At 66.0% G+C, this 26,530-nt stretch carries 21 protein-coding genes and 1 tRNA gene; 21 read left to right on the top strand and 1 reads right to left on the bottom strand.

All coding sequences use genetic code 11. The features are described 5' to 3' along the window. Positions 1–372: 372 nt before the first annotated feature. The 10 genes from D456_RS26055 to D456_RS0120125 all read left to right on the top strand — a co-directional run bounded on the left by D456_RS26055 (position 373) and on the right by D456_RS0120125 (position 9,360). Positions 373–1,728, top strand: a complete 1,356-nt coding sequence (locus D456_RS26055) for a M28 family peptidase (RefSeq protein WP_152442631.1) — start codon at positions 373–375, stop codon at positions 1,726–1,728. After that, positions 1,725–2,186, top strand: coding sequence for an NUDIX hydrolase (locus D456_RS27280; RefSeq protein WP_204366790.1), 462 nt, complete (start codon positions 1,725–1,727; stop codon positions 2,184–2,186). Before D456_RS26055 ends, D456_RS27280 begins: the two co-directional genes overlap by 4 nt. Next, complete coding sequence (locus tag D456_RS24605) at positions 2,186–3,187, top strand: Gfo/Idh/MocA family protein (RefSeq protein ID WP_017577987.1); 1,002 nt, start codon at positions 2,186–2,188, stop codon at positions 3,185–3,187. The genes D456_RS27280 and D456_RS24605 overlap by 1 nt, the downstream gene beginning before the upstream one ends. Continuing rightward, positions 3,180–4,418: a DegT/DnrJ/EryC1/StrS family aminotransferase gene (locus D456_RS0120150; protein ID WP_017577986.1), complete on the top strand. Its 1,239-nt coding sequence runs from the start codon at positions 3,180–3,182 to the stop codon at positions 4,416–4,418. Before D456_RS24605 ends, D456_RS0120150 begins: the two co-directional genes overlap by 8 nt. After that, a complete protein-coding gene (locus D456_RS0120145; protein ID WP_017577985.1) occupies positions 4,415–5,125 on the top strand; it encodes a methyltransferase in 711 nt (236 codons plus the stop codon). The genes D456_RS0120150 and D456_RS0120145 overlap by 4 nt, the downstream gene beginning before the upstream one ends. Beyond that, complete coding sequence (locus D456_RS0120140) at positions 5,122–5,922, top strand: inositol monophosphatase family protein (protein WP_026116057.1); 801 nt, start codon at positions 5,122–5,124, stop codon at positions 5,920–5,922. The genes D456_RS0120145 and D456_RS0120140 overlap by 4 nt, the downstream gene beginning before the upstream one ends. Then, positions 5,919–6,521 (top strand): GNAT family N-acetyltransferase, encoded by a 603-nt coding sequence (locus tag D456_RS0120135; RefSeq protein WP_017577983.1) that lies wholly within the window; start codon positions 5,919–5,921, stop codon positions 6,519–6,521. The genes D456_RS0120140 and D456_RS0120135 overlap by 4 nt, the downstream gene beginning before the upstream one ends. Continuing rightward, positions 6,518–8,635: a hypothetical protein gene (locus D456_RS0120130; protein ID WP_026116056.1), complete on the top strand. Its 2,118-nt coding sequence runs from the start codon at positions 6,518–6,520 to the stop codon at positions 8,633–8,635. The genes D456_RS0120135 and D456_RS0120130 overlap by 4 nt, the downstream gene beginning before the upstream one ends. A 49-nt stretch (positions 8,636–8,684) precedes the next feature. Next, positions 8,685–9,275, top strand: a complete 591-nt coding sequence (locus D456_RS24600) for a class I SAM-dependent methyltransferase (protein ID WP_051049507.1) — start codon at positions 8,685–8,687, stop codon at positions 9,273–9,275. An 11-nt stretch (positions 9,276–9,286) separates the two neighbouring features. Continuing rightward, positions 9,287–9,360: transfer RNA gene (locus tag D456_RS0120125), tRNA-Cys, on the top strand. A gap of 411 nt (positions 9,361–9,771) precedes the next feature. On the opposite strand, the gene D456_RS0120120 is transcribed toward D456_RS0120125, so the two are convergent. Further along, positions 9,772–11,022: a folylpolyglutamate synthase/dihydrofolate synthase family protein gene (locus D456_RS0120120; protein WP_017577981.1), complete on the bottom strand. Its 1,251-nt coding sequence runs from the start codon at positions 11,020–11,022 to the stop codon at positions 9,772–9,774. A gap of 111 nt (positions 11,023–11,133) precedes the next feature. On the opposite strand from D456_RS0120120, the gene D456_RS0120115 reads away from it, so the two are divergent. The 11 genes from D456_RS0120115 (at position 11,134) to D456_RS0120065 (ending at position 26,338) form a co-directional block, all read left to right on the top strand. Continuing rightward, positions 11,134–12,522, top strand: a complete 1,389-nt coding sequence (locus D456_RS0120115) for a bifunctional folylpolyglutamate synthase/dihydrofolate synthase (RefSeq protein WP_017577980.1) — start codon at positions 11,134–11,136, stop codon at positions 12,520–12,522. A gap of 30 nt (positions 12,523–12,552) precedes the next feature. Beyond that, positions 12,553–12,927, top strand: coding sequence for a DUF4233 domain-containing protein (locus D456_RS0120110; protein WP_017577979.1), 375 nt, complete (start codon positions 12,553–12,555; stop codon positions 12,925–12,927). A 249-nt stretch (positions 12,928–13,176) separates the two neighbouring features. Beyond that, the gene (ndk, locus tag D456_RS0120105) at positions 13,177–13,581 is read left to right on the top strand and encodes a nucleoside-diphosphate kinase (RefSeq protein ID WP_017577978.1); all 405 of its coding nucleotides are present in this window, start codon (positions 13,177–13,179) and stop codon (positions 13,579–13,581) included. Positions 13,582–13,855: 274 nt separating this feature from the next. Then, entirely contained in the window at positions 13,856–14,890 is a 1,035-nt protein-coding gene (gene mreB / locus D456_RS0120100) for a rod shape-determining protein (RefSeq protein ID WP_017577977.1), read from the top strand. A 1-nt stretch (position 14,891) separates the two neighbouring features. Beyond that, the gene (gene mreC, locus D456_RS0120095; RefSeq protein WP_017577976.1) at positions 14,892–15,791 is read left to right on the top strand and encodes a rod shape-determining protein MreC; all 900 of its coding nucleotides are present in this window, start codon (positions 14,892–14,894) and stop codon (positions 15,789–15,791) included. After that, the gene (mreD, locus tag D456_RS0120090) at positions 15,788–16,348 is read left to right on the top strand and encodes a rod shape-determining protein MreD (protein WP_026116055.1); all 561 of its coding nucleotides are present in this window, start codon (positions 15,788–15,790) and stop codon (positions 16,346–16,348) included. The genes mreC and mreD overlap by 4 nt, the downstream gene beginning before the upstream one ends. A 3-nt stretch (positions 16,349–16,351) precedes the next feature. Then, positions 16,352–18,478 carry a penicillin-binding protein 2 gene (gene mrdA, locus D456_RS0120085; protein ID WP_017577974.1) on the top strand — a complete coding sequence of 709 codons (2,127 nt, stop codon included), beginning with the start codon at positions 16,352–16,354 and terminating at the stop codon, positions 18,476–18,478. After that, complete coding sequence (gene rodA, locus D456_RS0120080) at positions 18,478–19,659, top strand: rod shape-determining protein RodA (protein WP_017577973.1); 1,182 nt, start codon at positions 18,478–18,480, stop codon at positions 19,657–19,659. The genes mrdA and rodA overlap by 1 nt, the downstream gene beginning before the upstream one ends. A gap of 115 nt (positions 19,660–19,774) precedes the next feature. Then, positions 19,775–21,712: a TIGR03960 family B12-binding radical SAM protein gene (locus D456_RS0120075; protein WP_017577972.1), complete on the top strand. Its 1,938-nt coding sequence runs from the start codon at positions 19,775–19,777 to the stop codon at positions 21,710–21,712. A 355-nt stretch (positions 21,713–22,067) separates the two neighbouring features. Beyond that, the gene (locus D456_RS0120070) at positions 22,068–23,030 is read left to right on the top strand and encodes a TIGR03936 family radical SAM-associated protein (protein WP_017577971.1); all 963 of its coding nucleotides are present in this window, start codon (positions 22,068–22,070) and stop codon (positions 23,028–23,030) included. A 161-nt stretch (positions 23,031–23,191) separates the two neighbouring features. After that, on the top strand, positions 23,192–26,338 hold the full coding sequence (locus D456_RS0120065) for an Rne/Rng family ribonuclease (protein WP_017577970.1): 3,147 nt from the start codon (positions 23,192–23,194) through the stop codon (positions 26,336–26,338). Positions 26,339–26,530: the final 192 nt, after the last annotated feature.

Below are 26,530 nucleotides of genomic sequence, written 5' to 3'. Positions count from 1 at the left end.
CGCGAGAACTCCGGGGCCCTGGTCCAGAATCTGGGGTCAAGCCCCACAACATCGGATCCACCTATGGCACCTCACCCCACCAGCGATAACACCCTAAAACAACGGTGTTGTCACGTAGAGCCCCTGGCCAGATGCGGCCAACATAAACTTACTGCAGGTCACGGCTATCCCTCATCCTATTAATGCAGGTCAGTCAAATTTTCTGTGAGTTGCGTTGGCCGGTGGTGCGTGTCTAATGTCTGTAATCGACCCACGGAAAAAGAAAAAGTTCAAACTAATGCATCCCAATGGGTGTGAGAGTGGGATCGAGTAGAGGTTCGGCCACGAAGGTAGGTATGGTCATGATCGTAGAAAAGCAGGAGTGACGCTCTGGTGATTTCTCATCTCGATGCATGGAGCGCGAAGATGGCAGGAGCGAGCACACTTCTAGCCGTCATGATCATTTCTGTCGGTGGTGTGTCCGCCGCAGTAGCATCCCACCTACCGAAATCCGAAGACTTCGATGTGCAGTCCGTGATGGGCCACATCGACCGGTTGCAGCAGATAGCCGATGATAATGGCGGGCACCGCGCGGCAGGAAGTGCCGGCCATCGAGAATCCGCTGAATATTTTGAGGAGGAGTTGCGCGAGGCGGGACTTGAAGTAAGCAATGAGAAGTTCGAATTCCTCTACAGCAAACCGAGCCATGCCAGTCTCTCGCTCGACGAGGAAGAGCTAGACATGATCCCAGCCACGTTTGGGCCATCGACAGATGGCGACCTTCGGGCCAACCCCTATGTCCTCGTCGATGAAGGCTGCGAGGACAAGCACTATGAAAGCGTCACTCGGGGCTCGATCCTCGTTCTGGAAGAACCGAAGAACTGCACGGTTCAGGAGCAGCACGAGGCAGCAAGCGAATCCGGAGCCGGGGCCCTGCTGGTGGCATCATCCTCCGAGGTACCACCTTACATTTGGCTGGATGGGGCGGGTTCCCGTGACATTCCTGTGGCCGGGATCAGTCAGCAGACTTCCGAGGCGATTCAGAGCAGCTCCGAGCCGCTTTCGATGTCATTGACGATGGAGACGGAACGTCGGTCAAGCACCAACTTGATCGCTGAGAAACCGGGACGTTCCGAGGAAGCGATCGAAGTCGGAGCCCACCTTGACTCCGTCCCGCAGAGTCCAGGAATAAACGACAATGCCGTGAGCGCTGCGGTCCTTCTGGAGCATGCGATTAGTAAGGCGGAGCAGTCCACTGACAAGGCGCAGCGTTACATGTTCTGGAGTGGTGAAGAGTTCGCTTTTGCCGGGTCCAGAAGCTATCTAAGAAGTGGAACTGATATTGAAGGAATCGCCGCCTACGTCAATTTCGAGATGGTCGCGGCTCCGAATTCCGGTTATTTTTACATTCAAAACGATGGTTCGGGCTCCAGTCAACTAATTGACGAAGCGATTGTCGACGGGTACGCGCAGATCGGGATCCAGGCCGAACGGGACGCCAATGAGGAGCCTCGATCAGACGATGCCAGCTATCAGGATGCGGGAATCCCGACAGGCGGTTTCTGGGGAGGGTCCTTCGAAACGAAGACGGAGGAGCAGGCAGAGCTCTGGGGCGGGTCCTCAGGTGAGCCGTTCGATGAATGCTACCACCAGGTATGCGACACCGCTGACCGGATCGATGAAGAGAAGGTTTCCAACACCATGCACGTGGTCGACTACGTACTTGGCACATTGGATAAGGGACTGTGACCAAAACCGAATCGACACGCACCACCGCGGCCGCGCTCATCCGTCGGTACGACGGGGCGATATTCCTCCAGCGGCGTCGCATGGATGCCGTTAACCTTGCTGGCGCATGGGACGTCGTCGGTGGGAAGGTCGATCCCGGAGAAACTGTTCTTGAAGCGCTGGAGCGCGAGACCCGTGAAGAGACGGGATGGGAGCTCACGGCCGTTATTTCTGATTTGGGACACCACGAATTTCGTCTTCATGGGAGTACGTGGACGGAGTACTGCTATCTTGTCGAGGTCCGTGGAGAATTGGAATTTCCGCAGCTTGAAATGGACAAGTACTCTGAATTCCAATGGTTTGCGACCTTTGATGCGATTCGACGCGTCCAAGGGGATAATTGCGCCCTCGGGTACGGTGAGTACATTTCACGCTTGGTATCCCTTGCGCTTACGGAAAGCCAGAAGGTTGGCCTTTGATGAACCTCAACCCGAAGAACATCCATATGGCGGTGATCGGAGCCGGAGGGCATCAGGCTTCCGAGTTCTTTTCACTCTACGCGCAGAGCAGCGCCGTGGTTTCTGCGGTGGACACGGATGAAACGGCACGTCAACGTACTCTCCAACTTGGCTACCGGGCGTTCGCCTCCACCGAGGAACTGCTCGACGAGGAGAAGGTCGATGCGGCCTACATCGCTGTTCCTCACCAGTTCCATGCTGAAATCGCCGCGGCACTGGTGAAGCGCGGTGTAACGGTGCTCGAGGAGAAACCCTTTGCCGTGACCACAATGGAAGCCGATGCCCTGCTGGATATTGCCACGCGGAAAAACACCCCCGTATTCACCATGGCGCAGCGCCCGTTCAGGCACACATCACTCCAGTTACTCGCAAGCCTCGGTTCTCTGGGGGATATCTACTCCTACACCTATGACTATTCATTGTCATTACCCGCACGGACCACAGGCTGGAGATCGAGGTGGAGCACTGCCCGAGGCGGCGTGATGCTCGATATGGCGTACCACCAGCTCGATCTCGTCACCTTCCTTCTCGGTCAGCAGAGCGTGGAGGCCGCGCAAATCAGTTACTGCTACGGGGAGACGAGAGCCGAACGGCTTGAGGACACCAGCACCATTCTGACCAGATCTCCTAATGGGCTGTGCACGGGCAGGATCACGACGAACCGTCACGCCCATGCGAAGTCGGAGCAACTTACGCTCTATGGGACTCGGGGGGTAGCAGTTGTGGACACTCCTAAGCTACGCCTGTTCGACCGTGACGGATCCATACGGTGGTTTGTGGAGGAGCCGAACGGGTTTCAGGTCACCACCCGGGTGATGTGCCAGGAATACCTGGCAAACCGGCGGAACCCCGCCTATTGGCTACCGCACATGCAGCGCCACCGGCATGTCGTTGAGTGTCTGGACCGGGCTTATGCGCTTCTCGCGGAGGATCGCGGTTTGGAGGAGGCACAGTATGCATGACGATGGCTCGTTGGCCTTTCCGCACGACCCGTGGCCCCTACCCCCGAGCGAGGCTGAAGAAAGTGAGCTAGTCGCTCAACGTCGCGATGACATCTCCATCCGGGGCCGTACCGGACCGATCGCCGAGTTCGAAGACGAGTTCAAAGCGTTCCTCGATGACCGTGTCGAGCACGCCATCACGTTCAACTCCGGGACGAGCGCCCTCCAAGCTGCATACTTTGCCCTCGGTGCCCGAAGGGGTACAGCGGTCCTGGGTCCTGCGCTGACCTATCATGCGGCCCTGAGCCCGGCGTTCTCCCTGGGCGCAGATGTCCTCCTCGCCGACATCGAACCGGACTCACGGTGCATCAGCTTCGACTCTGCGGAACGCGTCATTGCCGAAGCGAACTGCCGTGTCTTGACCGTCGTCCATCAGTGGGGCCGGCCGGCTGACATGCACCGAGCGACTGAGTTCGCAGAGAAGCACGGCCTTAAACTGCTCGAAGACTGTTCCCATGCCCACGGGAGCAAGTATCGAGGACGGCCGGTCGGTACTTTCGGCGACGCGGCAGTTTTCTCTCTGCAGGCGAACAAGGCCGTATTCGCAGGTGAAGGTGGGATCCTCGTCACCAATGATGAAACGGTAGTTGACAGGGCTACGCTGGTCGGCCACTACCGTGACCGGTCCCGCAGCCAGGTACACGACCCGCAACTCAGGGAGTACTGGTCCACCGGCTTCGGTCTCAAGACTCGAATGTCACCATTCAACGCGATCGTCGCCAAGCACAGCCTGCACGCTTTCGCCAACCGAATGAAGTGGCGGCACCAGTGGCTGGAAAGGCTGAATAGCACTCTCGCGCGCACGCGCAACTTCGAAGCGCTGGACATCCCCTCCGAGATCGACATGGGTGCGTGGTACGGCTTCAAGCCCCTCATCAGGCGTGAAGCCTATGAGACCGTTGGCCGGGACCGAATTGTCGAGATGATGAGAGCACGCTACATGGACGTATCTGCGCCGTCTGGGGGGGTCCTGCTCGATCAGCCATTGTACTCGTCGAAGACGCATACCTGGACGCAAGCGCCGGCGGTGGCCCAGACGCCTGCTAGCGAACTCTCGGCCGCTTACGACATCGCTGCTCGAGCACTGTCGTTTCCTACCTTTCATCGGCCGACAGACGGTTCGCTCATTGATCATTATGACCGGGAGCTCCGTACGGTCGACACCGCCATCGAGAGGTTGAAGAACGTATGAACAGGAACGAAGCCGAACCATTCCAGGAAGACCCCAAGGACGCCGAGGCCGTTCTCCTTCGCGCGCTCGACGAGCCCGACTTCCCCACGGAATTCAGTCTCCTCGGCCGACAGTGGGAGCTGATCAGAGGGGTGTTCCCCGGGACGCTCACTGCCGCCACTGAGGTCATGGCGACCCATCTACCGTATCCGGTGGGCGGTAGGATGCTCGAAGTCGGATCCGGAGCCGGTGTGATCTCGGTTATGGCAGCGCTGGCGGGCGTGGAGAATGTTGTATCTCTCGACATCAACTCGAACGCTGTCACTAACACTCTCCGAAATGCCGCGCGCCACGGGGTCGAGTCGAAGGTCGATGCGCGCCTGAGTGACGTGTACGCAGCTCTCGATCCAGCAGAGGAATTCGACGTCATCTTCTGGAACGTGCCCTGGACATTCGTGCCAAGTGACTTCGCGATGTCCACGGAACTACATCGTGCGGTGTTCGACCCCGAGTACGACGGGCAGAGGCGCATGATTCAGGGCGCGCGGAACCACCTTGCACCTAGTGGACGGGTCTTCGTCGGTACGGCCGACCTGAAGAACGAGGCCGCATTGGAGATGATTGCCGAGTCCGCGTCGGCCGAGTTGTCGATGGTGAAACACGTGCGGCGTATCGAGGCTCAGCGGGTAATGGAGTATCACCTGATGGAGGTGGATTACTCACGATGAATGGCTCTTACAAGGCAGACCTCCGCCTTGCCCTCGGTGCAGCCGAAGCGGCTGCGGCCTACGCTGTCGAAGCCAGATCGGGAGCTGAGTACCGGGTCGATGCAAAGGCGGATGGCAGCCCGGTAAGCACGGCCGACCTGAGAGCGGAAGAGGCCGTGCGTCAGCTGATCGTGACCGAACGTCCGGACGACCACTTCCTCGGGGAGGAGAGTCCGCGATCGTTTTCGGCCAGCGCAAGCCGCGTCTGGGTCGTCGATCCGATCGATGCGACTAGGAACTTTGTGCGTGGTATCCCCATTTGGGCGACCCTCATCGCCCTTCTGGATCAAGGGCATCCGGTCGTCGGAGTGGTCTACGCACCCGATCTCGGTCGGTGTTGGTGGGCCGCCGCAGGGGAAGGCGCCTTCTGCGGCGAAAGCCCCTCTGACCAGGGTCGGAAGATCCATACCCGTGACACTGAACAGCCTCAGGACGCCTATATCTCGACAACGGCATTTGATACGTGGAACGAGTACGGTTTAATGGATGAGTACCAGTACCTGGCGTCTCGGTCATATTGCAACCGTGGCTTCGGGGACTTTTTCCAACACTGCCTTGTGGCAGAAGGTGTACTCGACGCCGCACTCGAGCCGGTCGTTGCCCCATGGGACGTCGCTGCTCTCGTGCCGGTTGTCTCCGAGGCCGGAGGCAAGTGCACCGACCTACACGGCGGAGAGCTGCCCGTGGCCGGAGGTCGCGGCATCGTTTCGTCCACCCCTGCCCTGCACCAACAAATCATGGAGGTGTTCACCAGATGAGCCCGCATGTCAACAAGTCGCCCGACATCACCGAGGCCGAACTGACCATGTGCGCCGACACCCTGAAGCAAGCATTTAGGAACTACTCGCTCATGCTTCATTTTTTGGACGAGGATAATCGGCCCACGCGTATCCATGAGTACCAAGAGGCGTTCTTGCGTAAAGTCGGAATGACGGGCGGCCACGTTTGGTCGGCTGACGGGGGAGTCGCGGTATCCGTTTGGACGGCACCCGACATGCAGGACCCTGCGGCGGTGTTCGGCCCCCTCGCCGGCGAATTCGAACGCCTCGCCGGGGCACGAGCCGAAGTAATGGAGGCATCGGAGGCCGTGATGGCGAAATCTCGGCCGCAGACCCCCTGTTGGTTCCTCGGCACTGTCGGTGTTCACCCCGGCCACCAGGGCACGGGCCTTGCACGCGCGGTCATCGAGCCCGGGCTCGAAAGGGCCGAAGCCGAAGGCTACCCGGTGTTCCTTGAGACCTCCGACGAGAAGAACGTCGAGATCTACCAGCGCCTCGGATTCAAAGTAACCGCAGCATACAAGCTGCCCTTCGACGGCCCGAAGACCTACGCGATGATGAGGGGTGAGGGCGGATGACCCTGCCCACCATCGTTCTGTGCACGGATGTTGACGATTACGTGCGGATCTGTGGGTTCGGTAGTCCGTTTGTTCCCGTTCTGTGTCGGGATTCCTGGGCAAGAGCAATGGTCACGGGCTGGACTGGACGGCTCGGCCTCTCGACGATCGACGGCAGTGCTGACTGTCCAGGATCCGCCGACGAATCGGACGTCGGCGGGAGGCTTTGGACTAACGTTGCCGATCTGCAGGTCGTCCGTCTCGAGGATGATGCCTCGGCCAAGGTAATGGCCCAGGCGTTCGTGCGCATGAGATCGGCTGTCTCACACAGTTTCCCGTCTTGGGAGTCAGCGGCGAAGCACCAAAGCGAGAAGGAATCCACGACGCACACCGTTGTGATTGGGATCGACCGTCGTCCTACGATGCGTGATCTCGCGTTGTTCGACGACCCGGTCGGGTTCGTGGTCATGGACACCATCGAACTTGCCTCGTTCCTGCTCGCGAAGACCGTCGTGTATTCCGAGATGCCTGAGGGCAGGGACCTGTGCTTCGCTCCAATACAGAAGGGCAAAGTCCTTGGCGACGCAGGCGGGCTCACAGTCCTGCCCGGAGACTCTCAGGAACTGCAGCAGTGGAGGTCGGTTGTTGAGGGCGACGAGTCAGTTGTCAGCATCGTCGGGCACGCGAGCGAGGATTACTTGCGCCTGAGTTCAAACGAACTCGTCTGCGGTCGCAGGACCGTCCGTCCGCCGGAAATAAGCGGAAAAAGGCTGCCGACCTGCATGGTCGATGGAGGCTGTGTGCTTCCCGGCCTTCGGCAGACGGGTCCGCAAGACGTGCCCGGCAGAGTGTTCTTTGCCAACGCCTGCCTGACTCTCAAAGTGGACGGGGGCGTCTTCGATGGCGGGGACTCGTACACGGTTTCGCAGCGGTTTCTTGAGGCGAATGCAGCCGCGTTCGTAGCGAGTCCAATGCTCAAGGATGGCCGGATCGAGGAGAACCTGGTCTTTCATGGCCTGATGGGATCAGGAATGAGTGTGGGGCAGGCAACGGGCGAGATCAACCGCCTGCTCCCGCACTGGGGCTTCGAGGTCGGAAAAGCGCTCGTCCTCGGTGATCCCAGCATGACGACTGGTGAAAGGCTGCCGGAGGAGGAAGAGCAACCCTTCAAGAAGGGCCTTCAGTTTGGCGTCATGGACGAAGCTCCGGAGGTCCCCGATGACGAGTGCTGCCTCGACGGTCCTCAGTCCCGGGCCGTCGTCGGCTTCGTCCGTGGTGGGATGATCCCCCATGGTAGGGCCGCCCTCGTGGACCGCGCGATCGACACCGAAGCAGCTGGGCCCTTGCGGATCGTCTCCCGGTCCCAAACGCCGGAAGCTGCACTGGTCCGGGTCAGACAGGTCCTCGATGAATACGACCGCCTCGCGCTCCTCGGTGTGAAGGTCGACGAAGGACGTAACCTGCTGACGGATTTACGTAAGAACTTTCCCAACGCTGTCCGCCGCGCGTCGGTTAGCCGTTGCGGCGCGCCGATCGACCCAGCGCTGCAGCGAGTGCTTGACCGTCTTCGAGAAGCCACAAAGACGGTTGACCCAGGCATCGTTGCCAAGCTGCAGAGGGAAACAGTAAAGAGTGAGTATCATTTCGTCGAGGCGTACAGGGACGCCTATCGGATGACTGGCATGCACAGGCTGGACGATGGGTGCCCAAACTGCGGGTCAGACGCAGTTCGATACGAGTTCGTGAGCTTCGGAGATGACCGCGCTCACCGTTGGATGGTTAGCTGCGTGATCTGCGGGGCTGTCCAGGATGGGGTGCCCGGTTTCGTCATGAGTAGCATCGAGGGGCTTGAAACCAATTCGGAGGACAAGACAGTGCAGGGCGAGGTCGTGTTCCAGAGTGAGGCGCCCGAAGAGGTCTCGCTCGCAATCGGAGGTGCTGTCACACACGGTAAACGCCACGGTGCATCGGTGACCGTGTCACAAGAGCAAGTCGTTCTGAGCCCCGGAGGGCATGCCCGGGTGCCTGTCGAGGTCAGGGTGCCACAGCCGGCCGATAAGCACTGTATGTTCCTCCGAATGTACTGCGTATCAGAAGGGAAGATCGGTTTCAGTGGGCGTGAATTCTTCATCTGATCCTGTGGCGTGGAAGCCGCGACCTATTTTCGCTCGGATGTATCCCCGAATGGCGGCGAGCGGCGACACGATCGGATTCGCTGAAATTCGAGAATGGGCGCTGTCCCGCACGCGAGGCACAGGGGTCGAGATCGGCTGCGGGGATGGAAGAAACTTCGAGTATATCCCGGAGGGAGTGGCGCTCACGGCCATCGAGCCGGACAAAGGCCTGGCGGCGGCCGCGAGGGAGAGGGCGCGAGGTCTTGACGTCACCGTTGTGCGAGGCGTAGCTGCACGCATCGACATGCCCACAGCCGACGTCGATTTTGTAGTCAGCACATTGACGCTGTGTACAGTAAGTAGCCTGGAGAGTTCGCTCTATGAAATCCACCGTGTGCTCAAGGACGGCGGCCTCCTTGTTGTGGTCGAGCACAACGTAGCCAATAGCCCGTCCTTCGCTGCATGGCAGCGCGTGGCAGACAGCCTCTGGCCGCATTTGTCTGGAGGCTGTCGCACGAACAGGGATATCGTCAGTGCGATTACCGAGGCAGGTTTCGATGCCGTAGAGTTCGACTGGTTCGACTTCCCGTCCAAGCGTTCACTCTCGCCCGCTCGGACTATGTTCAAGGGGGTGTTTGAGAAGGCTGCTCCAGAGGGTTAGAATGTCAACATGGCGGGGTAGCCGAGTGGTCAGGCGAGGGCCTGCAAAGCCCTATACGCGGGTTCGAATCCCGCCCCCGCCTCCAATCTCTAGCATGGGGCGCATCCCAAGCTATACCTCCATCGTCCGATTCGATCGTGTCCATGTCATTGAGTTCGCTGTGCGTCCGTCGAATTGAGGGCGTGGGTGTCGAGGTCTACGAAAACTAAATGGGATGTGATCCCCATTGGTGCCGTCGGTTGGTCGTGCGGTCGCAATTCACTGCGGCAGCATCCGACCTCTGCCCCAGTGCCCCGGCAAAGTTGGGTGGCCCGCTGCACCGCACCGGCTGATGAGAAGGTCGGCATGTCCGGGGTCTGCCGGGCCAAGGGGGTGCGCACCACCACTCCCGTCCGCGGGGCGGATCTGTGCCTGGACCTGATGGTACGCCGTTTCTGCGCGGAGCCGTATCGGGGCGGTCCGCGTGGCGCGGGAGATGGGATGGCTGTGAACGCCCTCAGGACGGGCTGAACAGCGTGTCGGTGACAGCCTCCACCGCGTCCAGGACCCTGCCGGTGAAGTAGACGGTGCCCAGCGCCAGCACCCGGTCGCCCAGCGCGGCGATGGAGCCGGGGGTGACCGCGTCGGCGTCGATACGCGACCACTGTGAGGGCAGCGCGTGGTCGAACCGCAGGTGCGCCTCGGGCAGGCGCACCGCGGTCACCGGGATCCCGGCCAGCGCCTGCTCGGCGCCGGCGACGTCCTTGTGGTCGGGCAGACACAGCAGCACGTGGTCGACCCCGCCCCACAGCCCGCGGGCGTGGGCGAGCGCGGCGGCCACCCCCTCACCGTTGATCGCCGAGTCCACAATGATCTCGCCGGTGTGTCCGGGTACAGCGTGCCGTGACAGGCGGGCCGGGAGCCTCACCCCGCCCAGGACGCGGATGAGCCGGTCCTCCGGGGCGCTCTGTCTGCCCATGAGTCCGAGCATGCGGTCGGCCGCGGCGACGCCCAGGACGCCGGATGCCGCCGACAACCCGGGCGGTCGCAGGTCCGGCGGCGGCCAGACGCCCTCGGTGTCGGGTTCGACCGTCTCGGCCCGCACCACGTCCCCGGTCGCCTCCGCCAGCGCGTCGCCGACCGCGTCCTCCACCTCGGAGGTCTGCGGCAGGCTCACCAGCGCCTGCGTGTGAACCCCGGCGACCAGGGCCTTCTCGCGTGCGATCTCGGGGACCGTGTCGCCCAGCACGCCGAGGTGTTCGCCGAAGACCTTGCCCATCGCCACTACCTGGGGGCCGATGAGGCGGAGCTCGTCGCGGTGGCCGCCCATGCCGGCCTCCAGCACGCACACCCGCGCACCCGTGTTCCGGGCGTGCAGCAACCCCGCCAGCAGGAACATCCCGCTGGGCGCCAGGTACCCGCCGAACTCCTCCACGGGGGGCAGCGAGAGGCGGGCACGGTCCAGCTCCGAGGCCAGGCCGGCCAGTTCCTCCTCGGAGACCGACGTGCCGTCGTGGCGCACCCGTTCCCGGTAGGAGCGGAAGCTCGGCCCGGTCACCAGTACGTTGCCGACCGCTGCGGCCGACAGCGCCGCCGACGCGTAGGTCGCGGTCGTGCCCTTGCCCTTGGACCCGACCACCCCCAGGACGGGCACACGGGGACGGTCCAGTCCCAGCTCCTGCAGGAGCGCGGCGGCACGCTTCAGCGAACGGCGTTGCCCAGGAGCTCGGGCGGACCATTCGGCGAAGAACGGATCGAGTCGTGGCATGGGCCCAGTATGGGGTGCGAGAACGGACACCGAACCCGTGCCCCGGGCGGTGTCCCAGGTGGCGGCACGTAAACTGGCGGCCGTGTACACGCCGACGTTCATCGAGAAACCATGACCACACCGAGCGCCCAGGAGCGCTACGCCGAGGTCACCGCGGAGATCATGTCCCGCGCACCCGAGTCCGAGATCGACCCGACCCTGGAACGTGTGCGCACCCTGCTCGACCTGCTGGGTGAACCGCAGCGCTCGTTCCGTGTCATCCACGTCACCGGTACCAACGGCAAGACCTCCACGGCCCGAATGATCGACGCCCTGGTCCGGGCCCGAGGTTTGCGGGTGGGCCGCTACACCAGTCCGCACCTGCGCACCATCCGCGAACGCATCGTCGTGGACGGGGAACCGATCTCCGAGGAGGCCTTCGTCGAGGCCTATGAGGAGATCCGGCCCTTCGTGGAGATGGCCGACTCCATGAGCGAGACCCGGCTCTCGTTCTTCGAGATCCTCACTGTCATGTCCTACGCCGTCTTCGCCGACGCACCCGTGGAGGTCGCCGTCGTGGAGGTCGGGATGGGCGGACGCTGGGACGCCACCAACGTCGTGGACGCCGACGTGGCCGTTCTGACCCCGATCGCGGTCGACCACACCGAGTACCTGCCCGACACCCCCGAGGGGATCGCCGAGGAGAAGGCCGGCATCATCAAGCCGGGTTCGATCGCGGTCGTGGCGCAACAGCCCCTGCCGATCGCAGAGGTCCTCATGGAGCAGGCCGCCGATATCGGCGCGACCGTGACCCGTGAGGGCCTGGAGTTCGGTGTGGCCTCGCGCGAGGTCGCCGTCGGGGGCCAGCAGGTCGCCCTCAGGGGGATCACCGCCAGTTACGAGCAGGTGTTCCTACCGTTGTTCGGTGAGTACCAGGCGAGCAACGCGGCCGTGGCCGTGGCCGCGGTCGAGGCCTTCTCCGCCGGGAGCGGCGACGGTCCTGCACTGGACCCCGAGGTCGTGGGGGAGGCCCTGACCGGGACGGAGGCCCCCGGACGTCTGGAGGTCGTGCGTACCAGCCCCACCATCCTGGCCGACGCGGCGCACAACCCGGCCGGCATGATCGCCACCGCCGCAGCCGTGGAGGAGGCCTTCTCCTTCAGCCGGCTCGTCGGTGTCGTCGCCATCATGGCCGACAAGGACGCAGAGGGGATTCTCGAACCCCTCGAACCCGTGCTCGACGAGATCGTCGTGACCCGCAACTCCTCACCGCGCTCGCTGGATCCGGAACGCCTGGCCCTGGTCGCCGAGGAGATCTTCGGTGAGGAACGCGTCCACACCGCGCCCCGGCTGGACGACGCCATCGACCGGGCCGTGGGCCGGGCCGAGGACGACGGGGAGTTCGGCGGCGCCGGCGTGCTCATCACGGGCTCGGTGGTCACCTCCGGCGACGCCGTCCACCTGCTGCGCGGTTCCGCCGAGGAACGCGCCTCCTCGAACGAGCGCGGTTCCACTCCGTAGCGGCACCCACCAACAGACGAAGGGAACCCCGTGCGTATTGTCGCCGCTGTCGTCCTCGTGTTCGAGGCCATCGTGATCGGTCTGGCCGTCCCGGTGGCCATCAACCTGGGCGGGATCGCCCCCGGCCTGGCCGCGGGCCTGTGGGGCGGCATGGCCCTGGCCGCGCTGGTCCTGTCGGGTCTGCAACGTTTCACCTGGGCGCACTACGCCGCCTGGGCGCTGCAGGCCGCCGTCCTGTTCAGCTCCTTCTGGGTGGACGGGATGCTGCCGGCCGCCATCGTGTTCGCGTCGTTGTGGGTGGTCGGTGTGATCATGGGCCGCCGCATCGACGAGCGGACCGTGGCCGTGCGTGCGGCGGCGTCGGGAGGGGAGACCGGAGCGTCTTTCCCCAACACTTCGCAGTAGGAAACGCGATAGTGTGGCGCCGGTCGCGGGTCCTGGGCGGCCGGCGCTGTGGCGATCCCTTCCCGCGCCTCGTCGGGGCCTGTGGGCCCAGGGGCCGTTTCGTGGACGCTTCCGTTGCCGGATCGAGCAGCAGGTTGTGGTGTCCGCCGAGCAGCCCCATGATCCCTTCCTTCTTCCGCGTGTGTACGACGCCGTGGGCCGCTCCGCCCATGTGCGCCACGCGGAGTCACCAGTGAGGAGTTGACACACGTGGAGCGCACTCTCGTTCTCATCAAGCCCGACGGTGTCCGCCGCAACATCGTCGGTGAGGTCATCTCGCGTATCGAGCGCAAGGGCCTGAACATCGTCGCGATGGACATGCGCACCCTCGACGGCGACACCGCCAAGAGCCACTACGAGGAGCACGCCTCCCGCCCGTTCTTCGGTGCGCTGGTGGAGTTCATCACCGGTGGTCCGCTGGTCGCCATGGTCGTCGAGGGCGAGCGGGCCATCGAGGCCTTCCGTGCCCTGGCCGGCGCGACCGATCCGGTCACCGCCGCCCCCGGCACCGTCCGCGGCGACTTCGCGCTGGAGGTCCAGCAGAACATCGTGCACGGCTCGGACTCGACCTACTCGGCCGAGCGCGAGATCAAGTTGTTCTTCCCCGACCTGTAGGTCGGGAACTCGGCCCGTAGGGCCGTGTGACCGCCACTCAGCGGTGAATCGTGAGCCGGCCGGGGCGTGGTGACCACGTCCCGGCCGAGTCGTTTCCGGCTGCGGACCGCCCGGTGTCCGCGTCCTCGGGGTGAGGCAACAATTCGGAGTGTTTGCGTAGCGGCCTAAGTGCCGACCGTTACCATATGTGGGAATCGACACCCAACGTGCCGGATCGACTACGTATGGTCGCACCGAGCAACCACGTCCGACACGGCGCCTCTGAGGACGTTACATGCCGAACAACCTTGCTTTTCTCGGCCGGGACATGGCCGTGGACCTTGGCACCGCCAACACGCTCGTGTATGTGCGCGGGCGCGGCGTCGTTCTGAACGAGCCCTCGGTGGTGGCGGTCAACACGGCTACTGGAAAGATCGTCGCGGTCGGCATCGAGGCCAAGCAGATGATCGGCCGCACACCCACCAACATCTCCGCCATCCGCCCGCTCAAGGACGGCGTCATCGCCGACTTCGAGATCACCGAGCGGATGCTGCGCTACTTCATCCAGAAGATCCACCGGCGGCGGCACTTCGCCAAACCGCGTGTCATCGTCGCGGTCCCCAGCGGTATCACCTCGGTCGAACACAGGGCCGTAAAGGAGGCCGGCTACCAGGCCGGGGCGCGCCGCGTCTACATCATCGAGGAGCCCATGGCCGCCGCCATCGGCGCCGGGCTCCCCGTCCACGAACCCACCGGGAACATGGTCGTGGACATCGGCGGCGGCACCACCGAGGTCGCCGTCATCTCCACGGGAGGCATCGTCACCTCCCAGTCCATCCGTGTCGGCGGCGACGAACTCGACCAGGCCATCGCGACCTTCGTCAAGAAGGAGTACTCCCTGATGATCGGGGAGCGCACCGCAGAGGAGATCAAGATGGCGGTCGGATCGGCCTACCCCACGTCCGCCGAGGAGACGCACGCCGAGGTGCGCGGCCGCGACCTGGTCAGCGGACTGCCCAAGACCGTCGTCATGTCCGAGTCCGACGTACGCCTGGCCATCGAGGAATCGGTCACTGCCATCGTCGACGCGGTCCGCACCAGCCTCGACAAGTGCCCGCCCGAACTGTCCGGTGACGTCATGGACCGCGGGGTGGCCGTCACAGGCGGCGGCGCCCTGCTGCGCGGGCTCGGCGACCGGCTCCTGCACGAGACCGGGATGCCCATCCACCTGGCCGACAACGCGCTCGACTCCGTCGCGGTCGGGTCGGGCACGTGTGTGGAGAACTACGAACGCCTGCACCAGGTCCTGCTCCCGGAACGGCGGCGATGACATGTTCCGTGATTCTCCGAGGTCACGGCTGATCCTGCTCGCGCTGGTCGCCGCGGCCGTGGTCCTGCTGGTCCTGGACGGGCGTGCGGGCACCGACCCCGTCACCGGCACGGCTCGAGCGGGCGCCGAGCTCGCCTTCGCGCCGATCGCCGGGGGCGTGAGCCGGGTCACCGCGCCGGTCGCCACCGCATACGAGGCAGTGCGCCAGGGGCCCGAGGCCGCCGAACGCATCGCCGAGCTGGAAGAGGCCAACGCCGAACTCGAGTCCGAGCTCCGGTCCGCCGAGCTCGACCAGGGCCGGGCAGAACAACTCGACGACCTGCTCCACCTGTCCGGTCTGGGCGGGTACGAGATCGTGCCCGCCCGGGCCGTGACGCACGTCACTGCTCAGGGGTACGAGCACACCGCCACTCTCGACGTCGGCACCGCCTCCGGCGTCGAGAAGGACATGACGGTCGTCAACGGACAAGGACTCGTCGGCAAGGTCGTCCAGGCCGGGAAGCGCACCTCCACCGTGCAGCTGGCCACGGACCACGACTCTTCGGTCGGCGCACGCCTGGAGGGCTCCGGGAAGATCGGTGTCGCCGGCGGCGCCCAGGTGCCCGGCGGCCCCGAAGCCGACCTGACCTACGAACTCTTCGACATGGAGGCCCGGATCGAGCCCGGCGACCGCATCGTCACTCTGGGCTCCCACGAGGGGGTGCCCTTCGTGCCGGGGGTGCCCGTCGGCACCGTCGAGGAGGTGCACGTCTCGCCGGGTGCGCTCAGCCGGGTCGCGGCCGTCGAACCCGCCGTCGACCACGCCTCGCTCGACACCGTCGGGGTGGTCGTGGGCGGCCCCGAGGACGACCCGCGCGACTCGTTGCTGCCGCCCGAACCCGACCCCGAGGGGGACCGATGAGGGCAGCTCTCACGTTCGCCATGGTGACCGTCGCCGTCCTGGCACAGGCCACCGTCGTCAACCGGCTCCCGTTCGACTGGGTCGCCGGCCCCGACCTGGTGGTGGCGGCCGTTGCCGTGGTCGCTCTGACCACCGGTCCGGCCGCGGCCGCCGGCTGCGGGTTCGCCGCCGGACTGGCCCTGGACGCCCTGCCCCCGGCCGAACACACGCTGGGCACCCACGCACTCCTGTTGTGCGTGGCCGGTTACGCCGTCTCACTGCTCCACCACAACACCGGTGCTTCGGGGGTCATGGACAGTCGGGTCCCCGCCTGGACCGCTCTGGGGGTGACCGCCGTGACCGCACTGGGCATGGGGATCAGCTTCGCGGTGATCGGCCTGCTCACCGGTGATCCGGCCGTCGACCTGATCGGCGCCGCTGCCACCGTCGGCCTGGGCGCACTCGCGACCGTGATCGCCTCGCCCCTGGTCGTCCTGCCGATCCTGTGGGTGCGCAACGCCCTCGCCGAGACCGACTTCGCGACCGTCCAAGGACCCATGTCACCAGGGGGGTGGTGACCTGTGCGCAAGCCACCGCTCGACCCCGCACTGCCCGGCCCGCGCCTGGGCAGGCTCGGACTCATCCTCGCCCAGGTCGTGGTCGTGGCTCTCTTCGCGGCCCTGGGAGCACGCCTGTGGTACCTGCAGGTGCCCATGGCCGACCACTACAGGGAGCTCGCCCGAGCCAACCACCACCAGGAGCTCGTCGTGCCCGCCACCCGCGGACAGATCCTGGACTCCAGCGGACGCCCCATGGTCAACAACCGCACCGAGCTGGTGGTCTCGGCCGACTACCACGAACTCCGGGGCATGGACGACGGGGGAGAGGAGGTCCTCACCGAGCTGGCGGAGGTCATCGACGTGCCCGTGCAGGACCTGCAGCAACGTATGCGTCTGTGCGGCCCCGAGGTGGAACGGCCCTGCTGGCCCGGTTCTCCCTACCAGCCGGTCACCCTGGCCGATGACGTGGAGGCGCCCGTGGCCCTGCAGATCATGGAACGCTCCGAGGACTTCCCAGGGATCACCGCACAGGCCCAGGCACTGCGCGAGTACCCCTACGGGGAGCACGCAGGACAGATCCTCGGCTATCTCCAACCCGTCACCCAGGAGGAACTGGAGGCCCGCGACGAACTGCGCACCCAGTTCACCGGCATCGACCAGGTCGGCCGGGACGGCCTGGAAGCTGTCTACGACGACGAGCTGCGCGGGACCCCGGGCCTGCGTACTCTCGGCGTGAACAACCACGGCGAGGTCATGGAAGTCATCTCCGAGCGCGCCCCGGTCTCCGGGCGCCACCTGATCACGCACCTGGACATGAACGTGCAGAAGGTCGCGGAACAGGCCCTGAAGGAGGGCATGGAGAACGCGCGGCCCAAGAACATCGCGGACTCCGGTGCGGCAGTGGTCCTGGACGTGAAGAACGGCGGCGTCGTGGCCATGGCCAGCCTGCCGACCTACGACCCCACCATCTGGGAGGGCGGGGTCGACCAGCAGACCTTCGACGAGATCCTCAGCGAGGAGGCCGGCGAGCCGCTGCTCTCCCGAGCGGTGCAGGGCACCTACCCGCCCGGTTCCACGTTCAAGGTCTCTTCGATGCTGGCCGCCGTGGAGGACGGCGCGTCCCTGCGTTCGACCTACGCCTGCCCCGGTTCGGTGAGTCTGGCCGGGCAGAGCTACGAGAACTACGCGGGCGCCGGCCAGGGTTCCATCAGCCTGAAACAGGCCATCGTGGCCTCCTGCAACACCGTCTTCTACAACTTCGGCTACCAGATGTGGAAGAAGGACGGCGGACTCCACCCGGAGGGCGATCCCGACGAGACCATGGCCGAGACCGCACGCGAGCTCGGGTTCGGCTCGCCCACAGGTATCGACCTGCCCTACGAGACCGGCGGGCGCGTCCCCGACCGCGAGTGGAAACGCACCTTCTGGGAGGAGACGCGCGAGGTCAACTGTGAACGTGCGGAGACGGGGTACCCGGACGTGGAAGACCCCTCGGCCGCCGCCTACATGAAGCAGCTCGCCCACGAACACTGCGTCCAGGGTTTCGAGTGGCGCGCCAACGAGGCCATCAACTTCTCGATCGGCCAGGGTGACGTGCTCGTCAGCCCGCTACAGCTCGCCACCGCCTACGCGGCCATCGCCAACGGGGGCACCGTCTACGAGCCGCGGGTGGTCCGCGCCCTGGCCGAGGCCGACGGCTCCGGCGCGGAGGAGATCGAACCGACCGTCAAGAGCGAACTGTCCGCCGACGACGAGACCCTCACCTACCTGCAGGACGCGCTGACCGAGGTGACCAAGTCCGGCACCGGACGCGGAGCCTTCGCCGACTTCCCGCAGGACCAGGTCTCGGTGGCCGGCAAGACCGGTAGCGCCGACGCGGAGGGACGTGACGTCTCCTCGTGGTTCGCCTCCTACGCACCCGCCGACGACCCGCAGTACGCGGTCGCCGTCATGGTCTCCCAGGGTGGTACCGGCGGCGAGACCGCCGGTCCTATCGCCGCGGAGATCTACAAGGGCATCTACGGCTTCGACCCCACCGAGGGCTCCGAGGACGTGGAACAGGGAGAGCCGCTCCTTCCGGGCGGTGTCCCGCACAATGAACTCCCGACGATTCACGACGACGGTTCCATCGAGACGCTGGAGCCCTGATGATCAACGAGACGGGAGGGCCGCCCCGACGGCCCCTCGAACTGCGCAGGACTGTCAACAGCGCGGCCGGCGAGGCCCGCCGCATGGACTGGATCCTGGTCCTTTCCGTCCTGGCTCTGTGTGTGATGGGCGCGTTGCTGGTCTGGGCGGCGACGCTGCCCGGCGACGGCGGCGACCCGATGGAGTCCACCGAACACCTGACACGCCACCTGGCCCACCTGGGCCTGGCGCTCGTGGTGGGACTGGCGGTCGCCTCGGTGGACTACCGCACCGTCCGCGCCTACGCCCCGTTGGTGTACCTGTTCACCCTGGCTGGGCTGGTGCTCGTGCTCACCCCGTTGGGGGCGGTCATCAACGGCTCCCGCGGGTGGATCGTCGTGGCCGGGTTCCAGTACCAGCCCAGTGAGCTGATGAAGGTCGGCATCATCATGGTGCTGGCGACCCTGCTGGCCGAACCGCGGGACGACGAGACCCGGCCGATGAGCCGTGACGTACTCTTCTCCCTGCTCGTGGTGGTCGCACCACTGGCCCTGGTGGCCCTGCAACCCGATCTGGGCACCGCCCTGGTGCTGGTCGCGATCTTCTTCGGGATGCTCTTGCTCTCGGGCGCGTCCCCGGTCTGGGTGGTCGGCATGGTCGCCTGCGGCGCCCTGGCCGTGGCCTCGGTGTGGATCTTCGAGCTGCTCGAGCCGTACCAGATGCAGCGCCTGGCGACCCTGGTGGACCCGGCCGCCGATCCGCAAGGGGCCGGGTACAACTCGGCCCAGGCCCTCATCGCCGTCGGTTCGGGCGGGTTCGAGGGCACCGGCTTGTTCGAGGGCGAGCAGACCCACGGGCGGTTCGTGCCCGAGCAGCACACCGACTTCATCTTCACCGTTGCGGGGGAGGAGCTCGGGTTCCTCGGGGCGTTGGCGATCATCGGCCTGATGGCGACGATCCTGTGGCGGATCCTGCGCATCGCCCGCGCCTGCGACCTGCCCTACCCGCGTCTGGTGTGCATCGGGGTGGCGACCTGGTTCGGGTTCCAGTCCTTCGTCAACATCGGGATGTGCTTGGGCATGATGCCGGTGACCGGTATCCCGCTGCCGTTCGTCTCCTACGGCGGTACGGCGATCATGAGCAACATGATGGCACTCGGCCTCGTACTGAGCATCAACCTGCGGGACCGCGGGTTCGACTAGCCGGTCCGCGCAACCCCGTGGGGCCCTTCCCGGGAGATACCGGGGAGGGCCTCCACACGCCGGTAGCCTGATGAGCCCGACGAAGCACGACTTCCGCCGAACGAAGGCCCACACCATGTCCGTCGAAAGCCTCTTCCCGCGCTTGGAACCCCTGCTCTCCCAGGTGAGTAAACCGATCCAGTACGTCGGTGGTGAGCTCAACTCCGTGATCAAGGACTGGGACGGGACCCAGGTCCGTTGGGCACTGATGTACCCGGACGCCTACGAGGTCGGCGTGCCCAACCAGGGCGTGCAGATCCTCTACGAGGTCCTCAACGAGCAGGAGGGCGTCCTGGCCGAACGCACCTACGCGGTGTGGTCGGACATGGAGCAGCTCATGCGCGAGCACGGCGTCCCGCACTTCACCGTGGACGGCCACCGCCCCGTCGGCTCCTTCGACCTGCTCGGGGTGAGCTTCGCCAGCGAGATGGGCTACACCAACCTGCTCACCGCGTTGGACCTGGCCGGGATCCCCCGCCACGCACACGAGCGCACGTCCGAGCACCCGGTCGTGCTCGGCGGCGGGCACTCGGCCTTCAACCCCGAACCCATCGCCCCGTTCCTGGACGCGGCGGTCCTGGGAGACGGCGAGGAGATCAGCCTGGCCATCACCGAGATCGTGCGTGAATTCAAGGAGGAGGGAGAACCCGGCGGCCGCGAGGGGCTGCTGTTGCGCCTGGCCGCGACCGGGGGTGTGTACATCCCCCGGTTCTACGACGTGAGCTATCACGAGGACGGGCGTATCGCCGGGTACACGCCCAACCGTCCTGGCGTGCCCTCGGTCGTGCAGAAGCACACCGTCATGGATCTCGACAAGTGGCCCTACCCGAAGAAACCCATCGTGCCGACCGCAGAGTCCGTGCACGAGCGCTACAGCGTGGAGATCTTCCGCGGTTGCACCCGCGGGTGCCGTTTCTGCCAGGCCGGGATGATCACCCGCCCGGTACGCGAACGCAACAAGGAGACCATCACGTCCATGGTCCAGGAAGGAGTGAAGAACTCCGGGTTCCAGGAGGTCGGACTGCTGTCGCTGTCCAGCGCCGACCACAGTGAGATCGGGGGCATCGCCAAGGGGCTGGCGGACAGTTACGAGGGCACCAACACCGGCCTGTCGTTGCCCTCCACCCGGGTGGACGCCTTCAACATCGACCTGGCCAACGAACTCACCCGCAACGGGCGGCGCTCCGGACTGACCTTCGCACCCGAGGGCGGCAGCGAGCGCATGCGCCGGGTCATCAACAAGATGGTCACCGAGCAGGACCTCATCCGCACCGTCACCGCCGCCTACGAGGCCGGATGGCGCCAGGTGAAGCTGTACTTCATGTGCGGCCTGCCCACGGAGGAGGACGAGGACGTACTCGCCATCGCCGACCTGGCCACGGAGGTCATCCGTGCCGGACGGGAGGTCACCGGGCGCAAGGACATCCGCTGCACCGTCTCCATCGGCGGGTTCGTGCCCAAACCCCAGACCCCGTTCCAGTGGGCAGGGCAGACCCCGTACCAGGACGTCGACGCACGCCTGCGCAAGCTGCGCGACGTCCTCCGCGGTGACCGCAGGTACGGCAAGTCCGTGGGGCTGCGTTACCACGAAGGGCAGCCCTCCGTCATCGAGGGCCTGCTCTCCAGGGGCGACCGCCGCGTCTCGGCCGTCATCGAGGAGGTCTGGGAGTCCGGCGGCCGGTTCGACGGCTGGAGCGAGCACTTCTCCTACGAGCTCTGGGAGAAGGCCGCCGAGGTCGCGTTGGAGGGCCGTCCGGTGGACCTGGACTGGTTCACCACCCGCGAGCGCGACGAGGACGAGATCCTGCCCTGGGACCATCTCGACGCCGGGCTCGACCGCGGCTGGCTGTGGCAGGACTGGCAGGACTCCCTGCACGGGGAGGAGTCCCTGGAGGTCGACGACTGCCGCTGGAGCCCGTGCTACGACTGCGGTGTGTGTCCCAGTATGGGAACGGAGATCCAGATCAACGCCCCGGCCGAGGGGCGGCCGACGTTGCCGTTGACGGTCCTCTGAGATCCACGGCAGGGGCACACACGAGAGAGGCCTCCCGGTCCGGTGGACCGGGAGGCCTCTCTCGTTCTGAGTCGAAGATGTAGACTTCGCGCTCTGAAACCCGCCGCCCTCACGGGGCCTCGGGTGAAGGGAAGGAGTACGGCCCGGCGCCCCGCTCGCGCCGGGCCGTACATGTAGTAAGACTCGCGGGGTGCACGGCGGGTTGCCATCCTCGGCAGATTTTCTTCGGATTTTTTTCTGTGGCCCCGACGTTGGGGTGGTGAACACCGGTTCGAACCCGGTCCGGGACGTCGGAGGACTTTTCGACCCCAGGTCAATGGGGGAGATACCGGTATGCGTAGTCCTGTTGGCGCATGTGCACCGTAGTGCCCCGTACGCTGAACAGGACGAGGAACAGCCCCTTCAGGTCGCCGGACGGCCTCACGGAGCGGGCACGAAGAAAGGAGTTGAGCTGCCCCCCGCACCCGAGGGCACCACCTCACCCTCCACCACCACACCCGGACACCGGCTTCGTGTCCGCTACGCCAAGCGCGGGCGCATGAGGTTCGCCAGTCACAGGGACATCGCCCGGGCGCTCGAACGCGCCCTGCGTCGGGCCGCCGTGCCCGTGGCGTTCTCCCAGGGCTTCTCACCTCACCCCAAGATCTCCTACACCGGAGCGGCGCCTACCGGCGTGGCCAGTGAAGCCGAGTACCTCGAACTCACTCTGGCCGAGGAGCGACCGCCCGAGAGCGTGCGCGCCGGCCTCGACGCGGCGATGCCCGACGGGATCGACGTCGTGGAGGTCGTCGAGGCACACCGGTCCGGGTTCGCCGATCGGCTGCAGGCATCACTCTGGTTGGTGGAACTGGCGGGAGTCGGCCCCGACGACGCCGCCGAGGCGGTGGCCACCTATCTGGCCGCCGACAGTGTCGAGGTGGAACGGGTGACCAAGAAGGGCCGCCGCCGTTTCGACACCCGGTCGGCGGTGGTGGACATCGACGTGTCGGGTGACACCGCCGAGTCGGAACCAGAGGGACGACACGCGGCATATGCCATACTTCATATGGTCGTGCGGCACACGCAACCTGCTGTCCGACCGAACGACGTGCTGACCGGCCTCCACCATGTGGCCGACCTCGCGCCGCCGTCATCGACAACGGTGACCCGGCTGGCGCAGGGGCCGCTGGACGAGGCTGCAGGTGCGATCGCTGATCCGCTCACCGTGGACCGGACCGACGCTCGGGCAACGAGTACCGGTACCGCGGATCCGTACGCCGAGGAGCGGCGCGACAACGCACCACAGCCGTCGGCGTCCACGGCGGGGCCTTCACGATGAACGGCCTCGTGGAAGGGGAACGTGGACGTGACCACAGGACTTTGCCCGGTGACACCGAGGTGTCGCCGGCGCTGACACAGCGACGACAGTTCTCGTGAGGCGGCGCAGCGACCGGAAGAAGGCCGCTGCGCGCCCGGGAACTTTGACGGGAGACCGCCCGGATGCTCGACAACGAGCCCACGAACGGTGCCGAAGGCACCGCGGGTACAACTGAAACGACCGACCACGAAGCGGCGGCACCCCCCGACGGGGGAGGCGCGGTGCGTGTCTCGGCGCCGCCGACCGCCAAGGGCGCACGCCGAGCCGCGGGGCCGCCCCCCGAACCCGACGAGATCTTCTCGCCGCCGTCGAACGACCGTGTCACCTCCCTCGCCGGGTCCGGCGAGGGAGGAACGGTCAAGACCTCGGTGAGTACCCCGGCCTCCGGCAAACGCACCGTGCGCGCCGCCGGGAGCCCCGCCGACGCACCCGCCCCGGCCCGGTCGGGCACTTCCGCCGAGAAGGAACAGGACGAGGAGGAGGGCACCCGCGGCCGTCGCGGACGCACCAGGTCGCGGACCGGTCCGGTCAAGACCCAGCGCCCCGAGAAGCCCCAGCGCGAGAAGCCGGAAAAGAAGACCGGGAAGAAAGCGCAGGAGGAGCCCGAGCAGGTCGCCGGACCCCAGCAGGAAACCACCGAGGGGCCCTCGGAGGAGACCTCCGTGCAGCCCGGAAGCCTGTTCCAGCCGCCCAGCACCCTCTTCCAGCCGCCGGTCGTCACCCAGGTACCGTCCACCAAGACCGCTACCGCCGAGCGGAGCAGTGACGAGGGCGGCGGGGACGAGCGCACCGAGCAGAGCACCGACTCCGCCGATAACGAGTACGGGGACGAGACCGAGGACCGCCCCAGCCGCCGTCGCCGCCGCCGTGGGGGCCGGGGCCGCGGGCGCTCCCGTACCGCGGAGAACGAGAACGGCCAGGACCACCCCGAGGAGGAGCCGGCCGAACAGGAGAACGGCAGGACCGAGACCGGTGAGGGCTCCGGCGGGCAGAAGGCCGACTCCGGGGCCGGGCAGGACTCGCAGGACGACGAGACGGACGAGGGCGGGAGCCGCCGCCGTCGCCGTCGCCGCCGTCGGAACGGTTCCAACGGTGGCGACGGGTCCACCACCGACGACCCGCCCAACACCGTTGTCAAAGTGCGTGAACCGCGCTCGGAGAAGCCCATCGAGGACGAGGTCCAGGCGGTCCGGGGCTCCACACGCCTGGAGGCCAAGAAGCAGCGCCGCCGCGAGGGCCGCGAGCAGGGTCGGCGCCGCGCCCCGATCGTGACCGAATCGGAGTTCCTGGCCCGGCGCGAGTCGGTCAAGCGCGACCTCGTGATCCGCCGTACCGGGGAGCGCACCCAGATCGCGGTTCTGGAGGACGACGTCCTGGTCGAGCACCACGTGGACCGGGCGACCCACCGTTCCTACGTCGGGAACGTGTACCTGGGCCGGGTGCAGAACGTGCTGCCTTCGATGGAGGCGGCCTTCGTCGACATCGGCAAGGGCCGTAACGCCGTCCTGTACGCCGGAGAGGTCAACTGGGACGTGCTCGGTGTCGAGGGCCAGCCCAAGCGCATCGAGTCGGTGCTCAAGTCCGGACAGTCGGTGCTGGTGCAGGTCACCAAGGACCCGGTCGGCCACAAGGGCGCCCGCCTGACCAGTCAGATCAGCCTGCCCGGCCGCTACCTGGTGTACGTGCCCGGCGGATCGATGACGGGCATCAGCCGCAAGCTCCCCGACAAGGAGCGTGCGCGCCTGAAGCAGATCCTCAAGAGGGTCATGCCCGCCGACGCCGGTGTGATCGTGCGTACCGCCGCCGAGGGGGCCAGCGAGGAGGAGCTCGAGCGCGACATCTCGCGTCTGGCCAAGCAGTGGGACTCCATCCAGCGCAAGTCGAAGTCCAACACCGCGCCCGCACTGCTCAACAGTGAACCCGACCTGACTATCAGGGTCGTGCGCGACGTGTTCAACGAGGACTTCGCCAGCATGGTCGTCTCCGGTGACGAGGCCTGGCAGACCGTCAGCGAGTACGTGGACTACGTCGCCCCCAACCTCGCCGAGCGCCTCTCGCACTGGACCGAGGACAACGACGTCTTCGCCGCATACCGCATCGACGAGCAGATCAACAAGGCCCTGGAACGCAAGGTCTGGCTGCCCAGCGGCGGTTCGCTCATCATCGACCGCACCGAGGCGATGACGGTCGTGGACGTCAACACCGGCAAATTCACGGGTCAGGGCGGCAACCTCGAGGAGACCGTCACCAAGAACAACCTCGAGGCGGCCGAGGAGATCGTGCGCCAGCTGCGGCTGCGCGACGTCGGCGGCATCATCGTCATCGACTTCATCGACATGGTCCTGGAGTCCAACCGCGACCTCGTGCTGCGCCGGATGTTGGAGTGCCTCTCCCGGGACCGCACCAAGCATCAGGTGGCCGAGGTCACCTCGCTGGGCCTGGTGCAGATGACCCGCAAGCGTGTGGGGCAGGGGCTGCTGGAGGCCTTCTCGCACACCTGTGAGCACTGCAGCGGGCGCGGTCTGCTGCTCGCCGACGAGCCGGTCGAGAACAAGGGCGGCAACGGCAACGGCCGCAAGAAGAAGAACAAGGGCAAGGGCGAATCCGACGCCTCGGCCGACAAGGGTGGCAAGGACAAGCCCGACCAGAGTGAGAAGGCCGACAAGGCCTCGGACAAGTCCGGCAGCAAGAGCGCCAGGTCCGACAAGAGCGAGAAGGCCGCCAAGGCCGAGAAGTCGGCCGAGGAGGCCGATGGGCCCGCCTCGGGCAAGAAGGCCAAGGGCGGCTCCAAGGCGGCCAAGGGCTCCGGCAAGAAGGCCGAGAAGGCCGCCGACACCTCCGCGGAGACCACGGACGAGGCCGCTGGTGAACAGGGCCCCGGTGAAGGCTCGGCCGAGAAGGCGGAGAGCACCGGGGAAGCGCCCGCCAAGCGCACCCGCAAGCGCACCGCCCGGTCCGAGAAGGCCGCCGAGCGCGACCGGGCGGCCGAGGCCGAGCAGGTCACGGAGGACAACCCCGACGAAGGCGCGGCCCCGGCCCGGGAAAAAGCCGAGAAGGCGCCCGCCAAGCGCACCCGCAAGCGCACCACCCGCTCGGCCGCCCGCAGCGCGGCCGAGGAGGGTGCGGACGCGGAAGAGGCCGAGGAATCGGTCTCCGAGAACCCCGAGACGCCGGAGGGCGACGACGAGGCCGCCGAGCGGCCGAAACGGCGCCGTACCCGGCGTACCAAGGCGGCGGCTTCGGCCGGAACCGCTGCGGACGCCGGCTGAGCCGGCGCGGGAACCGACCAGGTCCGGACCGGGCGTGGCCCCGGTCCGGATCCAGGTCCGATGTGCGGTCCTGTAGCGGGGCAGTGGTAACCTGGTGGACGGTGCGTCGGCGCGCTCCACGTGAACGCGCGCCCCGACATCGAAGTGCTCTCCACGCAGGGTTTGTTTCCCTCAGATCCCCGCGCCCCGCTA

Origin of the sequence: Nocardiopsis kunsanensis DSM 44524, assembly GCF_000340965.1 — a bacterium.
Taxonomy (GTDB): domain Bacteria; phylum Actinomycetota; class Actinomycetes; order Streptosporangiales; family Streptosporangiaceae; genus Nocardiopsis; species Nocardiopsis kunsanensis.
The sequence above is the reverse complement of the archived record's forward strand: the minus strand, read 5'-3'. Positions and strand labels throughout refer to the sequence as shown.

Excerpts from the sequence above, each read along its gene's own strand:
- rodA (WP_017577973.1), top strand. The coding sequence starts at position 18,478 with ATGATCAACGAGACGGGAGGGCCGCCCCGACGGCCCCTCGAACTGCGC.
- D456_RS0120135 (WP_017577983.1), top strand. The coding sequence starts at position 5,919 with ATGAGCCCGCATGTCAACAAGTCGCCCGACATCACCGAGGCCGAACTG.
- D456_RS0120150 (WP_017577986.1), top strand. The coding sequence starts at position 3,180 with ATGCATGACGATGGCTCGTTGGCCTTTCCGCACGACCCGTGGCCCCTA.
- mreD (WP_026116055.1), top strand. The coding sequence starts at position 15,788 with ATGAGGGCAGCTCTCACGTTCGCCATGGTGACCGTCGCCGTCCTGGCA.
- D456_RS0120145 (WP_017577985.1), top strand. The coding sequence starts at position 4,415 with ATGAACAGGAACGAAGCCGAACCATTCCAGGAAGACCCCAAGGACGCC.
- D456_RS0120130 (WP_026116056.1), top strand. The coding sequence starts at position 6,518 with ATGACCCTGCCCACCATCGTTCTGTGCACGGATGTTGACGATTACGTG.
- mreB (WP_017577977.1), top strand. The coding sequence starts at position 13,856 with ATGCCGAACAACCTTGCTTTTCTCGGCCGGGACATGGCCGTGGACCTT.
- D456_RS0120115 (WP_017577980.1), top strand. The coding sequence starts at position 11,134 with ATGACCACACCGAGCGCCCAGGAGCGCTACGCCGAGGTCACCGCGGAG.
- D456_RS24600 (WP_051049507.1), top strand. The coding sequence starts at position 8,685 with ATGGCGGCGAGCGGCGACACGATCGGATTCGCTGAAATTCGAGAATGG.
- D456_RS24605 (WP_017577987.1), top strand. The coding sequence starts at position 2,186 with ATGAACCTCAACCCGAAGAACATCCATATGGCGGTGATCGGAGCCGGA.
- D456_RS0120065 (WP_017577970.1), top strand. The coding sequence starts at position 23,192 with ATGCTCGACAACGAGCCCACGAACGGTGCCGAAGGCACCGCGGGTACA.
- D456_RS0120120 (WP_017577981.1), bottom strand. The coding sequence starts at position 11,022 with ATGCCACGACTCGATCCGTTCTTCGCCGAATGGTCCGCCCGAGCTCCT.
- D456_RS0120075 (WP_017577972.1), top strand. The coding sequence starts at position 19,775 with ATGTCCGTCGAAAGCCTCTTCCCGCGCTTGGAACCCCTGCTCTCCCAG.
- mreC (WP_017577976.1), top strand. The coding sequence starts at position 14,892 with ATGTTCCGTGATTCTCCGAGGTCACGGCTGATCCTGCTCGCGCTGGTC.
- D456_RS0120140 (WP_026116057.1), top strand. The coding sequence starts at position 5,122 with ATGAATGGCTCTTACAAGGCAGACCTCCGCCTTGCCCTCGGTGCAGCC.